This is a genomic window from uncultured Rhodospira sp. (assembly GCF_937138205.1).
In the GTDB taxonomy this organism is placed as follows: Bacteria; Pseudomonadota; Alphaproteobacteria; order Rhodospirillales; family Rhodospirillaceae; genus Rhodospira.
The window spans coordinates 1-16,204 of record NZ_CAKZOT010000091.1 but is presented as its reverse complement, the minus strand read 5'-3'; the positions used below and the strand labels follow the sequence as shown (position 1 = coordinate 16,204).

The following is a 16,204-nucleotide window of genomic DNA, read 5'->3' as shown; positions in this document are numbered from 1 at the left end:
GCGTCGCGGCGGTCGAACGCACCCTACTCCGGGCTTGCCACCTCAACCCCCACGCCCAACCCGGCCAGCAGGTCGAAGAACGGCGGGCAGGTCTTGGAGACACAGCCCGGGTCCAGCAGCCGCACGCCCTCCCCGGCCACGCCAAGCACCGACAGCGCCATGGCCACGCGGTGGTCGTCGTGCGTCTCCATGACGCCGTGGGTGGGCCGCGCCGGATGGATCGTCATGCCGTCCGGGCGCTCGTCCACCGGCACGCCCAACGCTGCCAGGGCCGCGCACATGACGCCGATGCGGTCGCTTTCGTGCTTGCGGATGTGGGCCACGTTGTGGATGGCCACCGGCCCGTCGGCATAGGGCGCGATGGCCGCCAGCGTCAGGGTCGCGTCGGACAGCGGCCGCATGTCCACATCGAACCCGCCTTTCAGGTATCCGCCCGGCGGTCCCGCCACGGTCACCGCCGCCGGTTCGCGGATCACCTTGCAGCCCATGCGCTCCAGGATGTCGATGAAGCGCAGGTCCGGCTGGCGCGTCGTCGTGCCCACGTTGGTCACCGTCACCCGCCCGCCGGTCACCGCCGCCAGCGCGAGGAAATAGGTCGCCGTCGAGGCATCCGCCTCCAGCATCACGTCGGCCGGACGATAGCCGCCGGTCTCGACCCGCATGTCCTCCAGGTCCTCGTCGGCCTCGATGATGGCGCCGAAGGTCTCCATCATGTCCAGGGTCATGGCCACGTAGTCCTTCTGCACCACATGGTCCTCGATCATCACGTGCACGCCATTGAGCGCCAGCGGCCCGGCCATCAACACCCCGCTGATGAACTGGCTGGAGACGGCGCCGGACATGCGCACCGGTCCGCCCAGCAACGAGACCCCCTCGATCTCCAAGGGCGGGGCGTCCGGCACGTTCGGGCAGGTGATGTCCGCCCCCAGTTGCCGCAACGCCAGCAGCAGCGGCGCCATCGGCCGGCCGCGCATCTGCCGGCTGGCGTCAAGGGTGAACCGCCCGGGTCCGCCGGCCGCCAGCAAGCCGGGCAGGAACCGCGCCGTGGTGCCGGCCGAGCCGATGTACAGGCTTGCCTCCGGGTTGGGGCGGCGCCGGCCCAGGCCGTCGATGGTGGCGGTGGTGCCCTCGACGGTGACCCCGGCGCCCAGGCGGCGCAGGCTCTCGGCGCACCAATAGCTGTCGTCGGAGCGCAGCAGGCCGGTCAGGGTCGAGCGCCCGTCGGCCATGGCGGCGCACAGCAGGGCGCGGTTGGTGTAGCTCTTGGAGCCGGGCAGCGCGATGTCGGCGGTGATGGGCGCGTGGTGCGGGGCGACATCCACATGCGGCACGCCGACCAGCGCCGACCACGGCGACAGCCCGGAGCCCTCGGCCTCGGCCTTTGCCGCGTCCACGCCGGTGGTGGTGTCCGTCGCCGTCATCGTGCGTGTCCCGTGTTCGTGAAAACCGGCCGGAGAATGGCGGGCTGGGGACTCCCTGGCAAGGGAGCAACCGGGCAGGGGGTCGCGTTGACGCCGAAGGCTCCGCGCGCTATGTTACATGTAGCGAAATGATGTCACGGAGGCCATGATGGCCATGTCATCCGCCGAACGCGTGCGCAAGCGTCGCGCCGCCCTGCGCGCCCAGGGCCTGCGCCCGGTCCAGATCTGGGTGCCCGACACCCGCCAGCCCGGCTTCGCCGAGGAGTGCCGGCGGCAGTGTCTCGCGCTACGCGATGACCCGCATGAACAGGAGATCATTGACTGGCTTGAACGCGTGGCCGAGACGGAGGACTGGACGTGACGCGTGGGACGGTCGTGACCGTTGCCCTGCGGGGCGACTACGGGAAGCCCCGACCGGCCCTCATCATCCAGTCCGAAGCGTTCGCCGAACTCCCTTCGGTGGTCATTCTCCCCATCACCGGCGAGATCCGGAACACGCCACTCTACCGCCTGACCGTCGAGCCTTCGCCGGAGAACGGACTGCTGAAACTGTCCCAGATCATGGTGGACAAACCGCAGGCCGTCGGGCGCGACAAGGTGGGTCAGGTGATCGGCCGCCTCGACGACGACAGCATGATTGCCGTCACGCGCTCGCTGGCGCTGTTCCTTGGCATCGCGTGACGGCGGGGCACCCGTGCCTTGACGCCTTGACGCCTTGGCGCCGGTCGCGCATGACGGGGCGCCATGATCAAGACACCCACGGCTCACCATCCCCGCCCCGGCGGCGTGCTGGCGGCGGCGCGCGAGCGCCTGCTGCGCCCGCTGGCCATCACGCTCGCCCTGTACGGCGGGGCGGTGTTGCTGCTCATCACCGGGCTGACCGTGATCAACGTGACCGGATTCGCGCTGGATGCGCTGGCGCGGCCGCTGGGCGGGTCGGTGCCGGGGCTGGCCGGGTACGAGGAGGTGGTCGCCCTGCTGATCGGCGGCGGCGCGCTGGCCTTCCTGCCGTACTGCCAGTTGCGCTACGGGCATGTGTCGGTGGACCTGTTCACCCTGCGCGCCCCGCCTGCCTTCAACGCCGCCGTGGACCGGCTGGCGTTGGTCCTGACGGCGCTGCTGGCGCTGTTCCTGGGGGTGTCGATGATCTGGGGCATGGCCGAGGCGCGCGCCGACGGCGTCGTGTCCAGCGTGCGGTCGTGGCCGGAGTGGCCGTTCTGGCTGCCGGGCATCGCCGCCCTGCTGGCGTGGAGCGCCACCGCCGCCGTGATGGCCGCCGCGCCGCCGGGATCGGTGTCGGCCGGCAGCCACTACCCCCATGCCGGCACCCCGGACGGCGCCGATGGGTGAGCGCGAGCTGATCGGGCTGGCCGGCCTGGCGGTCCTGTTTCTGCTGATCGCCCTGCGTCTGCCGGTGGCGCTGGCCATGGTGATGGTGGGGATCGGCGGCAATTGGGCGCTGTCGATCGCCGCGCCGTTCCTGCGCTTCGAGCCCTATCTGGCCCAATTCAAGTCGCTGACCTGGAGCGTGGTGAGCAGTTACACGCTCTCGGTGGTGCCGCTGTTCATCCTCATGGGCTATCTGGCGGCCCACGCCAACCTGAGCCGTGACCTGTTCCAGGGTCTGAACGTGCTGGTCGGGCGCCTGCGCGGCGGCGTGGCCATGGCGGCGGTGATGGCTTGCGCCGGCTTCGGCGCCGTGTGCGGCTCGTCGCTGGCCACGGCCAGCACCATGGGGCGGGTTGCCCTGCCGGAACTGAAGCGCCTGCGCTACGCCGACGGGCTGGCCACCGGCGCCCTGGCGGCGGGCGGCACGCTGGGGATCCTGATTCCGCCGTCCGTCGCCCTGGTCATCTACGCCATCGTCGTCGAGGCCTCGGTGGTCGAGATGTTCCAGGCGGCCATCGTGCCGGGTGTGCTGGCGGTGGCGCTGTTCGTGGCCGTGATCGCCGTGCGCGTACGGCTTGATCCGAGCCTGGCCGAGGGTGTGCCGCGCCCCGATCCGGCGGCGCGGCGGTTGGCGCTCCGCCGGCTGGTGCCCGTGGTGCTCATCTTCGGGGCCATCGTGCTGGGCCTGGGCCTTGGGCTGTTCACGCCCACCCCGGCGGCGGCGGTCGGCGTGTTCGCTGTGCTGGCGTACGGCGTGGCGTTGAAAGCACTCACCGGCACCGGTCTGGGCCGGCGCGAGATCGCCCGCGCCGTGCGCGACACGGCGGTCACCGGCGGCATGATTTATTTCGTCCTGTTCGGCGCCGAGGTGCTCAAAGGGTTTTTAGCCCGCAGCGGTCTGCCGGCGGCCCTGGCCGAGATGGCCGCCACCGGCGCCGCCGACCCCTGGCTGATCCTGGCGGGGGTTCTGTTGGTGCTGATCGTGCTGGGGTGTTTCATGGACTCGCTGTCCATGATCCTTGTGGTGGTGCCGTTCCTGTTCCCGGTGCTGGTGGAGTTGAACGGCGGCGACTGGGTGACGGCCGCCAACGCGGGGTTCGGCATGACCACCGAGGACCTGAAGATCTGGTTCGGCATCCTGGCCCTGATCGTGGTGGAACTGGGCCTGATCACGCCGCCCGTCGGGCTGAACGTCTTCGTCATTCGCAGCGTCAGCCCAGGCGTGCCCATGGGCACCATCTTTCGCGGTGTGCTGCCGTTCTTCACCGTCGAGCTCGGCCGCGTGGCGTTGATCCTGGCGCTGCCGTGGCTGGCGCTGTGGCTGCCGCGCTTGGTATGATCGCGATCGTGGGGGACGTCCCGATCCATCGACAGATGGGACGCTGGTTCTGGCTACCACCGAGGTCCCGGAATGCCACGCCTGAGGCTCATCAACACACCCTCCGATCCGGATGCCCGTGAACGCAAAGCACGGGCGTTGCGCAAGCGGTTCGAGCGCGTCTCGCACCGGATTGAACGGCCGGCGCGCCGTCGCAGGCTGCTGCTGCGGCTGTCCCGGATTGCAATTCCGGTCTTCCTGGTTTTGGCGGGGTATTTGTGGATGTCCGTGCTGTCGCCGTGGCCGCCCTGGCAAACCCTGCGGCACATCGCTGCCATGCCGGGATGCGCCTATGCCCGGTCCGTCGATGTGGCCCCGGCTGATCGTGGCGAGCCAGGGTATTGGCCGTGGCTTGACGCCGACAACGACGGCATCGCCTGCGAGGCATTTCCGTCCGGCTGAACGTTGGCGGGCGGGTGGCCGCTCTTCCAGGATCGGCCCATTGGCGCTGATCCTGGCGCTCCCGTGGTCGGCGCCGTGGCTGCCGGGGGTGGTGTGAGCGCGCGCCGGATTTCCACGCGGCGCGGAATGCCCTATGATAGGGATCGGATGAACCGCACGGTCGAGGATCAGGTATGCGAGGTGTCGTTCGACTCCGGGGGAGCATCGCGTCAGTACGGATTCCGGCTGCCGTTCTGCGAGAGGCCAACCTGCGCCCCGACCAGCCGGTGGACATCCGTGCGGAGCAGGGGCGCATCCTCGTCGAGCCGCTGCCCGACGCCGCCCCCGATATCGATGCCCTGATTGACGCCATCACGCCGGAGAATCGGCACGACCCGGTGGACTTCGGCCCGCCGGTCGGAGGCGAGAGCCTTTGATGGCGGACCGGTTCGTTCCCGACGCGGGGGACGTGGTCTGGCTGGCGTTCGATCCCCAGGCCGGTCATGAGCAACGCGGCCGCCGGCCCGCGCTGGTGCTCAGTCAGGCGGCGCCGAAGGGCCGGGCCGCGCCGGCCGAACTGGCGGCGGTGCGGCGCAAGGCCATTGCCCTCATCGGGAAACCTTGAATCCCCACCTTGACCCCGCCGCGCGTGTGGCGTAGACACGCCCTTTCCTTCCCGGACAGGCGGAGCCCGAAAGGGTTGGCCGACGCGCGCGTGTCTGGCCCGTGCCGCCCGATCCCGTCCGACAGGGGCGGGATCGCGCCGACCCTGCCTCTTCCCCGAAGAGGCGTGGCACCCGGGACACGAACAGGCCGCCCGAAAAGAACCAACAGCGGCCGCCCAGACAACAACCTCGATGAAGGTGTCCCGCCATATGAGCAAGCGTCATTCCGCCAAGTACAAGATCGACCGCCGCCTGGGCGTCAATCTTTGGGGCCGCCCGAAGAGCCCTATCAACCGCCGTGAGTACGGCCCCGGCCAGCACGGCCAGCGCCGCCGCAAGCCCTCCGACTTCGGCGTGCAGCTCATGGCCAAGCAGAAGCTGAAGAACTACTACGGCGAAATCTCGGAAAAGCAGTTCCGCCGCACCTATGAGGAGGCCACGCGCCGTAAGGGCGACACCTCCGAAAACCTGATCGGCCTGCTGGAACGCCGCCTGCTCGCCGTGGTCTACCGCATGAAGGTCGTCCCGACGGTGTTCGCCGCGCGCCAGTTCATCAACCACGGCCACATCAAGGTCAACGGCCGCACGGTGACCATCCCCTCGTACCAGGTGCGCGAGGGCGACGTGATCGAGGTCAAGGAAAAGTCGCGCGAGATGGCCCTGGTGATGGAGGCCATCGGCTCGCCCGAACGCGACGTGCCGGACTACATCCAGATGGACGACAAGGGCACCACCGGCACCTTCCTGCGCCAGCCGAAGCTGGCCGACGTGCCGTATCCGGTGCAGATGGAACCGAACCTGGTGATCGAGTACTACTCGCGCTAAGCGGATCGCCGCACCAGTGTCTTGCGATGGCGGGGCGTGCCGATGGCGCGCCCCGTTCGTGTTGAGGGAACGCGATGCCCCTTCCCCCCCGCACGTTGATCCTGGGCGGTGCCCGCTCCGGCAAGAGCCGCCACGCCGAGGCGCTCGTTCTAGAGGCGGCGCGGGCGGCCGGCGCCACGCCGCTCTATGTCGCCACCTTCCGCCCCTGGGGCGACGATCCGGAGATGGACGCCCGCGTGCGCCGCCATCAGGCGCGGCGCGGCGATGCGTGGGAGTCGGTCGAGGTCCCGGTCGCCCTGCCGGCCGCCCTGGCCGAGCACGCGCACCGGCCGGTCCTGGTGGACTGCCTGACGTTGTGGCTGACCAATCTGCTGCTGGACGACGCCGACATCGACGGCCACACCGACCGCCTGCTGGCTGCCCTGTCCGACCGGTCGGCGCCGGTAGTGCTGGTGGCCAACGAGGTGGGCCTGGGCCTGGTGCCGGACACGCCGCTGGGACGGCGCTTCCGCGACGAGGCCGGGCTTCTCAACCAGCGCGTGGCGGCGGCGTGCGAGCGGGTGCTGTTCATCGCCGCCGGCCTGCCGATGACGTTGAAGGATTAGGGCTTTGGCTGAGCCGCCGCAGTCGCACGGAACCGTGACCCGCGCAGCCGCTGGAACGCGTCGCGCGCATCCACATGACGATGCTGTTGTGAACCGCCGCCGGATCGGTGCTTTCGATCTGCCGGCCCGTGGTGATGACGACCGCCTCGCACACGCGGTTAAGCGGAATGCGGTGCTTGGCGGTCAGGGCCTGGATGCAGGTGATGCCGGGGATCACCTCGACCGCGAGGTCCTCGCGGCCCTCGTCGATCAGGTCGCGCAGGGTCTGCAAGGTGCCGTCGTACAGCGTCGGATCGCCCGGGCCGATGCCGATGAGCAGGAGGGTTTTCACGCGGCGGCCTCCCCGGTGGGATCGGCGTGGGGCTTGGTGACGCTGAAAACCGTGACCGGAACGGCCGGGTGCCATCCCCGAAAGCCGCCGAGCGGCCGGTCCTGCGCCACCGACAGCCGGGTCAGGCTGCCGCCCAGGCGCGCCCGCGCGGCCACCAGCGCCGCCTCGCCCTCCAGGGTGACGGCGTTGGCCACCAACCGGCCGCCGGGTTTCAGCGCCACCCAGCAGGCCTCGACCAGACCGTGTACGGTCACACCACCGCCGAGGAATACCGCGTCCGGCGGCTCCAGGCCGTCCAGCGCCGCCGGGGCCTCGCCGGCGATGATCACCAGTCCCGGCACACCCAGGGCCTCGCGGTTGCGGGCGATGTGGTCGCGACGGTCGGCGCGGACTTCGATGGCGATGGCCCGGCACGTGGCATCGGCGCGCATCCATTCAACGCCGATGGATCCGCAGCCCGCCCCGACGTCCCACAACAGCTCGCCCGGACGCGGCGCCAGTCGCGCCAGCGTGATGGCGCGGGCGTCGCGCTTGGTGATCTGGCCGTCGTGGTCAAAGGCCTCGTCGGGCAGCCCTGCCAACCGCGACAGGCCGCCGTCGGTGCCGGGGTCGGCGGCACAGGCCACCGCGATCACCGCCAGGTCGGCGCCCGGCGGGTGCGCCCAGGCGGCGGCGGTGCCGTCCAGGCGGCGTTCGCGCGGTCCGCCCAGGTGCTCCAGCACGCTCAGGGCGCTGGCACCGAAGCCGCGCGCCGTCAGCAGGGCTGCGACCTGGGCCGGGGTGTCGCGGTTATCCGCCAGCAGCAGCAGGCGCGCCCCGGCGTGCAGCAGCGGGTGCAGCGTGGCCACGGGCCGGCCGTGCAGGGGCAGGGTGGCCACCGCGTGCAGCGCCCAGCCCAGCCGCGCCGCCGCCAGCGACACGCACGAAGGCGCGGGGAAGACGCGCATCTCGGCGGGGGGAACGTGCCGCGCCAGGGCGGCGCCCAGCCCGTGCCACATTGGGTCGCCACTGGCCAGCACGCACAGCGGGGTGCCCCGGTGGCCCAGCACGCGGTCATATCCTTCGGCGAAGGGCGTGGGCCAGGGCTCCCGGACCTGCCCGGGGATGTCGGGCACCAGGCCCAGGTGGCGGGGACTGCCCATCAAACGGGGCGCCTCCCGCACGGCCCGCCGCGCGGCCTTGCCCAAGCCCGCCAAGCCGTCCTCGCCGATGCCGACGACCGTCAGCCAGGGAGTCATGATCGCTCTTGTGCCTCACTGCGAAACGAGCGTGGTGATACGCGCCGGGCCTGCCCTTGGCAAGACGGCAGCCGCTGGCATGGTGACACCGCGCAGGGTTCGCCTCTCCCACGCCACTGACGTTGAGCACGAACATTCCTGTTTGCGGCCAGACGGAGCAATGGTTACGCTTGCGCCGAAATCGGCTGTATGGCTGCGGCGTGGGATTGTCCGACAGTCTTCGCGCTAGGGGAAGCGGAGGCTCGAGTCGAAAAACCGCTGTTTCGGAACGAAGCAAACCGTTGGGACTGGACGACAGCGGCTTGCGTGTTGAGTGTTGACAGTGTCGACTCGGCACAGAAACGGGTGCGCGGAAGCACAAAGATGGCAATGGCTCGAGGAGGCCTGAAGACATGCGGTTTCTGCTGATCGCTCTCGTGGCCCTGGCTCATTGGGCGGCAACACCCGCGCTGGCGCAGACACAGACCTGCGGCGGCAGCTACACCGTCGGTGCCGGCGAGTCCCTCTCGACAATTGCGGGGGCGGTCTATGGAGATACGCGCAAGTGGACCGTCCTTCACCACGCGAACATTTCCCTCCTCGGCCTGACCCCCTTCCGCCTGCGGATCGGTGACGAGCTCCGGATTCCGTGCCTCGAGTCCGGAGTGGATCAGGCGGCCGGCGCGGACATCTCCGGTGGGGCCTCGGCTGGCTCCGGTGAGGGGATGACGCGGTCTTTTCGTCAGGTCCGGGCGACGATGTCGGACGCCTCGGATGCCAACAATGACGCATCCGGTGAGGTGGTGGACAAACCAGGACGCGAGGTCCTGCTTCTGACGGCCGACGACTACAAGCCGTTCACCGACCGCTCTCTCGCGGAAGGTGGCCTCATCACCGGCATTGTCGACCGGGTGATGTCGCGGGCGCCCGGTGTGAAGGCCCACCGGATCGACTGGATCAATGACTGGTCCAGTCATCTCGATCCCCTGCTCAGCAACGGCGCCTACGATCTCGGCTTTCCCTGGTTGCGCCCCAATTGCGTCGGAAATCCCGAGCAACTCCGCTGCAAATCTTTCCTGTTTTCCGAGCCGATGTTCGAGATGCTGGTTCTGTTGTTCGTCGATGCGGACGACCCCATCGAGTTCAATGAGGACGCGGACATGGTCGGAAAGACCCTGTGCCGCCCCGACGGCTACTACACGCACGACCTCGACAAAGACGGCAGGAATTGGCTGGCGGATGGCCTGATCACGTTGAAGCAGCCGGAGAGTGTTGACGACTGTTTCCAACTGCTGCTCGACGGCGAGGTCGACGCGGTGGCCCTGAACGAGTTCACGGGGCGCGAGGCCATCCTGCGTCTGGAGATCATGGATGCGGTGACCGTCAATCAAACACGGCCGCTATCGATCGAGGGCCTGTACGTTCTGGCTCATCGCGACCACCCCTGGGCCAGCGACCTAATCGCGGCGGTCAACGAGGGGCTGGCGCAGATCAAGGCGTCCGGCGTCTACAACGAGATCGTTGACCGGCACCTGAGCGCGTTCTGGGAAAAATACCAGTGACGCGTCGAATGCGACGGACGCTGGCCGAATACTTTTACGGCGCTCCGCTGTGATGCGAAGAGGGTTGGAGATCATGATGCAGGTGCGTCTCGGCAGCTTTTGTCACGACGGACGCCGTCTCGCGTGGGCCATCGGCGGACTCGTCGCGATTGTGGCGAGCGGAATCCTGGACGCCGAGGCGCACGCCGAAACCTGCGGTCATGTGCACGTCGCCGAGCGGGGCGAGACGCTGCGCTCGCTCGCGGTCCTGTACTATGGTGATCAAGATCGATGGTCATCAATCTACTACACGAACCAGACTGAAATAGGGCGGAATCCATCGATCCTGTTGCCCGGAACGCGGCTGACGATCCCTTGTCTGGATGGGGAAGGGCGGGCCGACCCGACCCCCCTTCGGCGCGAGGGGCAGGCCCAGTTGCGGTGCCTGACGGGGGGCGGCTATGCCCCGTTCACGGATCGGGACTGGCTCGGCGGCGGTCTGGTCACCGAGTTGGTCAACGCCGCCTTCGAGGTCAGCCCGTCGCCGGTGACATTCTCGGTGTCCTGGGAAGACGACTGGTCAAAGCACCTGTTTCCGCTTCTCGACGACAAGACGTTTGACGTGGGCTTTCCCTGGTTGCGCCCGAACTGCGAGGAGAACCGCGACCACAAGCGCTGCCAGAATTTCCATTTCTCTGATCAGATCTTCGAGATGCTGGTCCTGCTGTTCGTGCGAGCCGGGTCCGACCTCCGGTTCGAGACGGACAGTGACATCGAAGGCCTCACCATCTGCCGGCCGAATGGATACTACACCCATGACCTGGACCGCGAGGGCCGGCGCTGGCTGAGCGAAAACCGGATCCGGCTTGAGCAGCCCGACTCGGTCGAGGCCTGTTTCCGGATGCTTGTCGACGGCGCGGTGGACGGCGTGACGCTCAACGAGTTCCTGGGGCGTCTGACCGTGCGCGAGATGGGCCTGAACGAACAGGTCAAGGAACTGCCCCAGCCCATCTCGATCCAGGGCCTGCACGTTTTGATTTCAAAGACCCACCCGCGCGGCACCACTTTCCTCTACCGCTTCAATGCCGGGCTGAAGGCGCTCAAAGAGTCTGACCGCTACAACGAAATCGTAACGCGCCATTTGTCCGTTTACTGGGATCGGCTGGCCGCGTTGGATCGCCCGCAGCCGTTGGACGATCCGGTTGAAGAGATCGAACCGCCGCCGAAGCCCGCACCGCTGGCCGAGACCGAACCGCCGGCTGAGACCGAATCGCCAAAGGCCTCCGGGTCGTCCACCGCATCCGACCAACCGTCCGCCTCCCAACGCCAGGGGCCCACTGAGACACCGCCGCCAACCCCCGGCGGGAGTCTGCTCGCCCTGCTGCATGGCCAAGGGAACGGGCGCGCCGAACCGGAGCCGGCGCCCATCGCGCCGCCGACCCCGTCGCACGTGCGTTCGTTCCTGACGGAACCGGATGCCGACCAGGCGGTTCGGCGAGCTTGCGCCGCGCAACGCAAGGCGACACAGCTTCTGCGGCAGGGCAAGGTCAAGGATGCCTTGCCGCACTTGGAGGACGCCGCCGCCATCGGCCTTCCCGACGCCGCTACCGACCTGGGGTTTGTTTATCTCGAAGGGCTCGGGGGCGTCGCGCGCGACGAGGCCAAGGGGCTCGACCTGCTGGAACGTGCCGCCGCCAATGGCAGCGGGCGGGCGGCCCTGGCCGTCGCGGAGGCCTACGCGGCCGGGCTCGGGGTGGCTCCTTCGGCGGAAACAGCCCAGTTGTTCCTGGTCATCGCCGACGCGTTGACCGGCGCCGAGGATCCGCTGCGGCCCCACCTGGACGCGTTTCTCGCTGTGTTCCAGGAGAAGGTCGGACGCGACCAACGCCGCCGGTACAAAGAACGGGGCTCCGCCTGGATCGCGGAACATCGCAGCGCTCAGCCTTCCTGCGAGGGCCGTCCCTGACGGTCTGGCGATAAGTCATACCGCCGCACGGACGAGCCGATTCGCGAGGGATTCCCAAATGGGGCCGGTTTGTGATTCCGTGAAGCTCACCAGATGTAGGGGTGAGCCGATGTGGAACGCACTTCACGTTGGAGAGGGCCGGCGCCCAGAGCGTCTCGTTTCTGGGCAGGAGGGGTCCCGGGGACGAGCGGCGGCGTGGGCCTAAGCCGCCGCAAATGTGCTGGACAAATTGTTCTGGACGAAATGTCCCGGGCCGAAGCGGCGCGCGCGGCCGGAATAGACCGGCAGTCCCTGCGGAACGCGGTCATCCGCTCCAATGCCAAGGGGGGGGCGACCTGTTTGGTCGGCCCTCGGGCATTGATCCAGACAAGAGATGCAACGAACATCATTTGTCTGGACCAAAAATGCACTCGATTCATTAACACCGCCCGACGAAAAGGATGACCTTTTCGTCGGGCGGCCGGCGCGACCTTGGCGTCGCTTTGCGACGCCAGCTTTTTCAACCTGGGGCCGGCGCCCACGGCGCCGCTTTGCGGCGCCGACCAAGTATGGCCGCCCTGAGGGCGGCCAGGGCCGCGGAGCCGCACGCCCCGAAGGGGCGCTGCGGCGAGAAAAACAAAGACTCAGCATCATCGGCGCGCCGAAGAGACCCTGGTCGGACGAGTCATTCTTATCGTCGCCCGGTATAAGTTGTGCAGCGACGTTTGCCGTCGAGGGTGAAACCCTTGACGGCGTCACTGCACTCGTAGCGTCCGCCCGAACGCCTGACCGAGAGCGAGCAGGCGGTCCTGAAGGCGGCGGTCTTTGCGGGCCCGGACCCGGCCGTGGACGGCGTGCGCACCTGGACTCGCGAGAGCCAGGTTCGCTGGATGGAACGACGCCTCGGCAAGACCATGTCGCTCCAGAACATGTCGAAGGTCCTGAAACGGCAGGGTCTTTCACGCCAGAAGGCCCGGCCGAGCCACCCGCGCAGGGTTGGTGTGGCGGGTGCGCGTAAAAGAAAAATGGTGGAGGTGAGAGGCGTAGCCTCGAACCGGTGCCAGCACCTTGGGTTGGCGGGCGGCAAGGTGCGAACAAAAATGGTGGAGCCGAGGGGAATCGAACCCCTGACCTCTACAATGCCATTGTAGCGCTCTCCCAACTGAGCTACGGCCCCAGGATATCGTGTGACCTGGCCTTGGGGTGCCGGGTCCGGAGGGCGACGGCGGCGCTGCCGTCGAGGCCCGGGAACTTAGGGTTTTCGCCCCGGCGGGGCAAGCGGAAAATGCGGCGCGCCGCGCCCTTTTTTGCCCTACACTAGGCGCCCGGAACGCCACGGCCGTCCCGTTCCGTGCCTCAGGTGTCGTCGGTGTCGCTGTCCAGGTGCTCGATGACCTCGGCCATGTCCTCGTCGTCCTCGCCCAAATCCGACGCGTCCTCGATCATGTCCTCGGTCTTGTCGTCGTCGGTGTCGAGGTTGGTCTCGTCGAGATCGGCGTCTTCCAGCTCGGCGGACTCTTCAAGATCCGAGGCCTCCTCGACCACCGGCGCGGGCTTCGGCTTCTTTTCCGGCGGGGCCGGTTTGACACGCCGGGGCCGGGCCGGAGCCTCTTCCTCGTACAGCGCGTCGCACTTCGGACAGACGATGGGCTGGCGCCGCATGTCATAGAACCGGGCCCCGCAGGAGCCGCACGTCCGTTTGGTTCCCCATTCCGGCTTGGCCACCCTGGATCTCCTTGAAGCTCTGCACCCGGCGATCGGGTAACGGAGGCGCCCGTCTGGCCCAATCGCTCCTTCCGGCCGGCCATCGCGCCTCCACCCTGGGGCGGTCCCTGGACGCAAGGGCGGACGCGACCGGCAAGAGTGGCGCGTTTGCCATCATCGCCGGGCCAAGTCAACGCCCTTCGCGCGGTTTGATGCGCCGCCGGCGCCGTTCCCCTGTCGCCCCGTGTGCCGCCGTGATAAACCGCCGGCGCACCCTCGTTTTCCAACGCCGCCGGAGCCCGACCCGTGACCGAGATGCCCGCCCACAGCGGAGTCTTTTCTCCCTTCGGCCTGTCCGCCGACGAGACCGCCGCCGCCTCCACCCTGGCGGTGCTTCTGGCCGCCGCGACAGCAGGCACCAGCCGGCTGCCGGCGGCCGTGGCGCCGCCGGGGACCACTGACTTGGCGGCGGCCCTGGGCGCCCGGATGAGCGAGACCGGCGCGAAGGCCTGGACGACCATCGACGGGCGCGGCCTCGGCGGCCTGCGCGAGCCCGAGGCGCCGCTGCGGGTCGAGACCGCCGGCGCGCTGGTCCCGCTGTGCGGCCTGTTGGCGGGACATCCGTTGACCGCCGTCGTGACCGGCGCGGCCTTGCCGGCCGGCCTGGCCGCGCTGCTGGAGGGCTGCGGTGCCACGGTGATGGCGGCCGGCACCGGGACTCCCGTCACCCTGCGTGGCCGCGCCCGGCCCATGGCGCCGTCGGCCCCCGAGGATCCGACGGCAGAACCCTGGCCGCTGGCCCTGGCCCGGCTGTGTGTCGGCCTGACGGCACCCGGCCACACCAGCGCACCCCTGCCCCCGGGCCTCGCCGCCGTGGTGGCGGACCTGCTGGCGGCGTTCGCTGTGCCGGTGGCGGTCGCGCCTGCGGGCGCGCGGGTCCGCCTGACCGTCACGGGCGAGTCCGAGACCACGGCCGCTGCCCTGGCCGCCAACTGGCCGGCGACGCCGGCATGGCTGGGGGACTGGTCGGACGGCGCGCCCTCCCTGGTGGTGGCCATCGACGGCCCGGCGGCGGCCGGCAAGGGGACACTGGCCCGCGCCCTGGCGGTGCGGCTGGGTCTGGCCTATCTGGACACCGGCCTGCTCTACCGCGCGACGGGATGGGCCGTGCGCCGGGCGGGTGGCGATCCCGACGACCCGGCGGCAGCCGAACGGGCGGCGCGCGCGCTTTCACCGTCGGACCTGTCGAACCCCGACCTGCGCGGCGAGGCCGCCGGCGACGCCGCCTCGCGCGTGGCCGCGATGCCGGCGGTGCGGGCCGCGCTGCTCGACTTCCAGCGCGCGTTCGCGGCCAAACCGCCGGCAGGCACCGCCGGCGCCGTGCTGGACGGGCGGGACATCGGCACGGTGGTCTGTCCGGGTGCGCCGGTGAAGCTGTTCGTCACGGCAAGCCCGGAAGCGCGGGCGCATCGGCGTTTTCTGGAGTTGCGGGCGCGCGGTTTGGAGGTTATAGAGTCGCGCGTTCTTCAGGATATGAAGGACCGTGACGCCCGGGATTCGTCTCGCGGCGTTGCACCGCTTGTTGCCGCGGACGATGCCGTCGTACTGGACACCACCGATCTGGACCAGGACGGCGCCCTGGCCGCCGCGCTGGTCCTGGCCGGGGCGCGCGCGCGTGGCGCCTGCGGCTCATCCAGCGACTGAGGTTTACCCGACCGAAATCCCTGCCACAAAGACCGCCGGACCCAACCGGCTGGCCGGAATATCATCAGACCACCCGAAAGGATACGGACCCCATGGCCGACGCCGCCACCCAAATGCCCGCCACGGAGGACTTCAAGGAAGACTTCGAGGCGCTCCTGAACGAAACCCTGGGCGAAAACACCAATCTTGAAGGCACCGTCATCAAAGGCACGGTGATCGCCGTCCGCAACGATCACATCGTCGTCGATGTCGGCCTGAAGTCCGAGGGCCGCGTGCCCCTGAAGGAATTCACCAAGGCCGGCGAGGACCCCGAGCTCAGGCCCGGCGATCCCATCGACGTCTTCGTCGAGCGCTACGAGGACCGGGACGGCAACATCATCCTGTCGCGCGACAAGGCGCGCCGCGAGGAAGCCTGGAACGAGCTGGAGAAGGCCTACAACGACGGCCAGCGGGTCAAGGGGCAGATCTTCGGCCGGGTCAAGGGCGGCTTCACGGTGGACCTGTCCGGCGCCATGGCCTTCCTGCCCGGCAGCCAGGTGGACATCCGCCCGGTGCGCGACGTCACCCCGCTGATGGGGCAGCCGTTCGAGTTCCAGATCCTGAAGATGGACCGCACGCGCGGTAACATCGTCGTCTCGCGCCGTTCGGTGCTGGAAGAGACGCGCGCCGAGGAGCGGGCCAAGCTGCTGGAACGCCTGAAGGAAGGCGAGATCCTGGACGGCGTGGTCAAGAACATCACCGACTACGGCGCCTTCGTCGACCTGGGCGGCGTCGACGGCCTGCTGCACGTCACCGACATTTCGTGGAAGCGCATCAACCACCCGACCGAGGCCCTGAACATCGGCCAGACGGTGCGCGTGCAGGTGATCCGCTTCAACCCCGACACCCAGCGCATCAGCCTGGGCATGAAGCAGCTGGAGGCCGATCCGTGGGAGGGCGTGGCCGCCAAGTACCCGGTCGGCACGGTGTTCGCGGGCCGCGTGACCAACATCACCGACTACGGCGCCTTCGTGGAGCTGGAACCGGGCGTCGAGGGTCTGGTGCACGTCTCCGAGATGAGCTGGACCAAGAAGAACGTCCATCCGGGCAAGATCGTCT

Annotated in this window: 18 protein-coding genes and 1 tRNA gene; 14 read left to right on the top strand and 5 right to left on the bottom strand. The window is 69.0% G+C overall.

All coding sequences use genetic code 11. The features are described 5' to 3' along the window. Positions 1–23: 23 nt before the first annotated feature. The gene (gene aroA / locus Q0309_RS13175) at positions 24–1,421 is read right to left on the bottom strand and encodes a 3-phosphoshikimate 1-carboxyvinyltransferase (protein WP_299441803.1); all 1,398 of its coding nucleotides are present in this window, start codon (positions 1,419–1,421) and stop codon (positions 24–26) included. A gap of 148 nt (positions 1,422–1,569) precedes the next feature. Here aroA and Q0309_RS13170 point away from each other — a divergent pair, with 148 nt between their 5' ends. The 9 genes from Q0309_RS13170 to cobU all read left to right on the top strand — a co-directional run bounded on the left by Q0309_RS13170 (position 1,570) and on the right by cobU (position 6,664). After that, entirely contained in the window at positions 1,570–1,782 is a 213-nt protein-coding gene (locus tag Q0309_RS13170; protein WP_299441800.1) for an antitoxin MazE family protein, read from the top strand. Continuing rightward, the gene (locus Q0309_RS13165; RefSeq protein ID WP_299441797.1) at positions 1,779–2,102 is read left to right on the top strand and encodes a type II toxin-antitoxin system PemK/MazF family toxin; all 324 of its coding nucleotides are present in this window, start codon (positions 1,779–1,781) and stop codon (positions 2,100–2,102) included. The genes Q0309_RS13170 and Q0309_RS13165 overlap by 4 nt, the downstream gene beginning before the upstream one ends. Before the next feature lie 63 nt (positions 2,103–2,165). Continuing rightward, complete coding sequence (locus tag Q0309_RS13160; protein WP_299441794.1) at positions 2,166–2,771, top strand: TRAP transporter small permease subunit; 606 nt, start codon at positions 2,166–2,168, stop codon at positions 2,769–2,771. Beyond that, on the top strand, positions 2,764–4,149 hold the full coding sequence (locus Q0309_RS13155; protein ID WP_299441791.1) for a TRAP transporter large permease: 1,386 nt from the start codon (positions 2,764–2,766) through the stop codon (positions 4,147–4,149). Before Q0309_RS13160 ends, Q0309_RS13155 begins: the two co-directional genes overlap by 8 nt. A 72-nt stretch (positions 4,150–4,221) precedes the next feature. Continuing rightward, positions 4,222–4,590: an excalibur calcium-binding domain-containing protein gene (locus Q0309_RS13150; RefSeq protein ID WP_299441788.1), complete on the top strand. Its 369-nt coding sequence runs from the start codon at positions 4,222–4,224 to the stop codon at positions 4,588–4,590. A gap of 173 nt (positions 4,591–4,763) precedes the next feature. Further along, positions 4,764–5,006 carry an AbrB/MazE/SpoVT family DNA-binding domain-containing protein gene (locus Q0309_RS13145; RefSeq protein WP_299441785.1) on the top strand — a complete coding sequence of 81 codons (243 nt, stop codon included), beginning with the start codon at positions 4,764–4,766 and terminating at the stop codon, positions 5,004–5,006. Further along, positions 5,006–5,194: a type II toxin-antitoxin system PemK/MazF family toxin gene (locus Q0309_RS13140; protein ID WP_299441782.1), complete on the top strand. Its 189-nt coding sequence runs from the start codon at positions 5,006–5,008 to the stop codon at positions 5,192–5,194. Before Q0309_RS13145 ends, Q0309_RS13140 begins: the two co-directional genes overlap by 1 nt. 250 nt (positions 5,195–5,444) lie before the next feature. Further along, positions 5,445–6,059, top strand: coding sequence for a 30S ribosomal protein S4 (rpsD, locus tag Q0309_RS13135; protein ID WP_299441779.1), 615 nt, complete (start codon positions 5,445–5,447; stop codon positions 6,057–6,059). A gap of 74 nt (positions 6,060–6,133) precedes the next feature. Next, positions 6,134–6,664: a bifunctional adenosylcobinamide kinase/adenosylcobinamide-phosphate guanylyltransferase gene (cobU, locus tag Q0309_RS13130; protein WP_299441774.1), complete on the top strand. Its 531-nt coding sequence runs from the start codon at positions 6,134–6,136 to the stop codon at positions 6,662–6,664. Here the strand turns inward: cobU and Q0309_RS13125 are convergent. Both Q0309_RS13125 and cbiE read right to left on the bottom strand, forming a co-directional pair. After that, positions 6,627–6,995 carry an SAM-dependent methyltransferase gene (locus Q0309_RS13125; protein ID WP_299441771.1) on the bottom strand — a complete coding sequence of 123 codons (369 nt, stop codon included), beginning with the start codon at positions 6,993–6,995 and terminating at the stop codon, positions 6,627–6,629. The two genes, cobU and Q0309_RS13125, sit on opposite strands and share 38 nt — an antisense overlap. Further along, complete coding sequence (gene cbiE, locus Q0309_RS13120; RefSeq protein ID WP_299441768.1) at positions 6,992–8,233, bottom strand: precorrin-6y C5,15-methyltransferase (decarboxylating) subunit CbiE; 1,242 nt, start codon at positions 8,231–8,233, stop codon at positions 6,992–6,994. The genes Q0309_RS13125 and cbiE overlap by 4 nt, the downstream gene beginning before the upstream one ends. A gap of 392 nt (positions 8,234–8,625) precedes the next feature. On the opposite strand from cbiE, the gene Q0309_RS13115 reads away from it, so the two are divergent. The 3 genes from Q0309_RS13115 to Q0309_RS18650 all read left to right on the top strand — a co-directional run bounded on the left by Q0309_RS13115 (position 8,626) and on the right by Q0309_RS18650 (position 12,849). Next, positions 8,626–9,774 (top strand): transporter substrate-binding domain-containing protein, encoded by a 1,149-nt coding sequence (locus tag Q0309_RS13115; protein WP_299441765.1) that lies wholly within the window; start codon positions 8,626–8,628, stop codon positions 9,772–9,774. 73 nt (positions 9,775–9,847) lie between these two features. Then, positions 9,848–11,719 carry a transporter substrate-binding domain-containing protein gene (locus Q0309_RS13110; protein WP_299441762.1) on the top strand — a complete coding sequence of 624 codons (1,872 nt, stop codon included), beginning with the start codon at positions 9,848–9,850 and terminating at the stop codon, positions 11,717–11,719. 824 nt (positions 11,720–12,543) lie between these two features. Beyond that, positions 12,544–12,849 (top strand): winged helix-turn-helix domain-containing protein, encoded by a 306-nt coding sequence (locus Q0309_RS18650; RefSeq protein WP_366940625.1) that lies wholly within the window; start codon positions 12,544–12,546, stop codon positions 12,847–12,849. On the opposite strand, the gene Q0309_RS13105 is transcribed toward Q0309_RS18650, so the two are convergent. Next, positions 12,800–12,875: transfer RNA gene (locus Q0309_RS13105), tRNA-Ala, on the bottom strand. The genes Q0309_RS18650 and Q0309_RS13105 overlap by 50 nt on opposite strands. A gap of 179 nt (positions 12,876–13,054) precedes the next feature. Then, positions 13,055–13,423: a TIGR02300 family protein gene (locus Q0309_RS13100; RefSeq protein ID WP_299441759.1), complete on the bottom strand. Its 369-nt coding sequence runs from the start codon at positions 13,421–13,423 to the stop codon at positions 13,055–13,057. A 1,023-nt stretch (positions 13,424–14,446) separates the two neighbouring features. Here Q0309_RS13100 and cmk point away from each other — a divergent pair. Both cmk and Q0309_RS13090 read left to right on the top strand, forming a co-directional pair. Beyond that, complete coding sequence (cmk, locus tag Q0309_RS13095; RefSeq protein ID WP_299442033.1) at positions 14,447–15,106, top strand: (d)CMP kinase; 660 nt, start codon at positions 14,447–14,449, stop codon at positions 15,104–15,106. Between the two features lie 92 nt (positions 15,107–15,198). Next, positions 15,199–16,204, top strand: a 1,006-nt coding sequence (locus Q0309_RS13090; protein WP_299441756.1) for a 30S ribosomal protein S1, incomplete at its 3' end; no start/stop codon positions are given.

Coding starts and splice junctions, on each gene's coding strand:
- Q0309_RS13155 (WP_299441791.1), top strand. CDS start 2,764: ATGGGTGAGCGCGAGCTGATCGGGCTGGCCGGCCTGGCGGTCCTGTTT.
- Q0309_RS13140 (WP_299441782.1), top strand. CDS start 5,006: ATGGCGGACCGGTTCGTTCCCGACGCGGGGGACGTGGTCTGGCTGGCG.
- Q0309_RS13110 (WP_299441762.1), top strand. CDS start 9,848: ATGATGCAGGTGCGTCTCGGCAGCTTTTGTCACGACGGACGCCGTCTC.
- Q0309_RS13145 (WP_299441785.1), top strand. CDS start 4,764: ATGCGAGGTGTCGTTCGACTCCGGGGGAGCATCGCGTCAGTACGGATT.
- Q0309_RS13150 (WP_299441788.1), top strand. CDS start 4,222: ATGCCACGCCTGAGGCTCATCAACACACCCTCCGATCCGGATGCCCGT.
- cobU (WP_299441774.1), top strand. CDS start 6,134: ATGCCCCTTCCCCCCCGCACGTTGATCCTGGGCGGTGCCCGCTCCGGC.
- Q0309_RS13115 (WP_299441765.1), top strand. CDS start 8,626: ATGCGGTTTCTGCTGATCGCTCTCGTGGCCCTGGCTCATTGGGCGGCA.
- cbiE (WP_299441768.1), bottom strand. CDS start 8,233: ATGACTCCCTGGCTGACGGTCGTCGGCATCGGCGAGGACGGCTTGGCG.
- rpsD (WP_299441779.1), top strand. CDS start 5,445: ATGAGCAAGCGTCATTCCGCCAAGTACAAGATCGACCGCCGCCTGGGC.
- Q0309_RS13170 (WP_299441800.1), top strand. CDS start 1,570: ATGGCCATGTCATCCGCCGAACGCGTGCGCAAGCGTCGCGCCGCCCTG.
- Q0309_RS13160 (WP_299441794.1), top strand. CDS start 2,166: ATGATCAAGACACCCACGGCTCACCATCCCCGCCCCGGCGGCGTGCTG.
- aroA (WP_299441803.1), bottom strand. CDS start 1,421: ATGACGGCGACGGACACCACCACCGGCGTGGACGCGGCAAAGGCCGAG.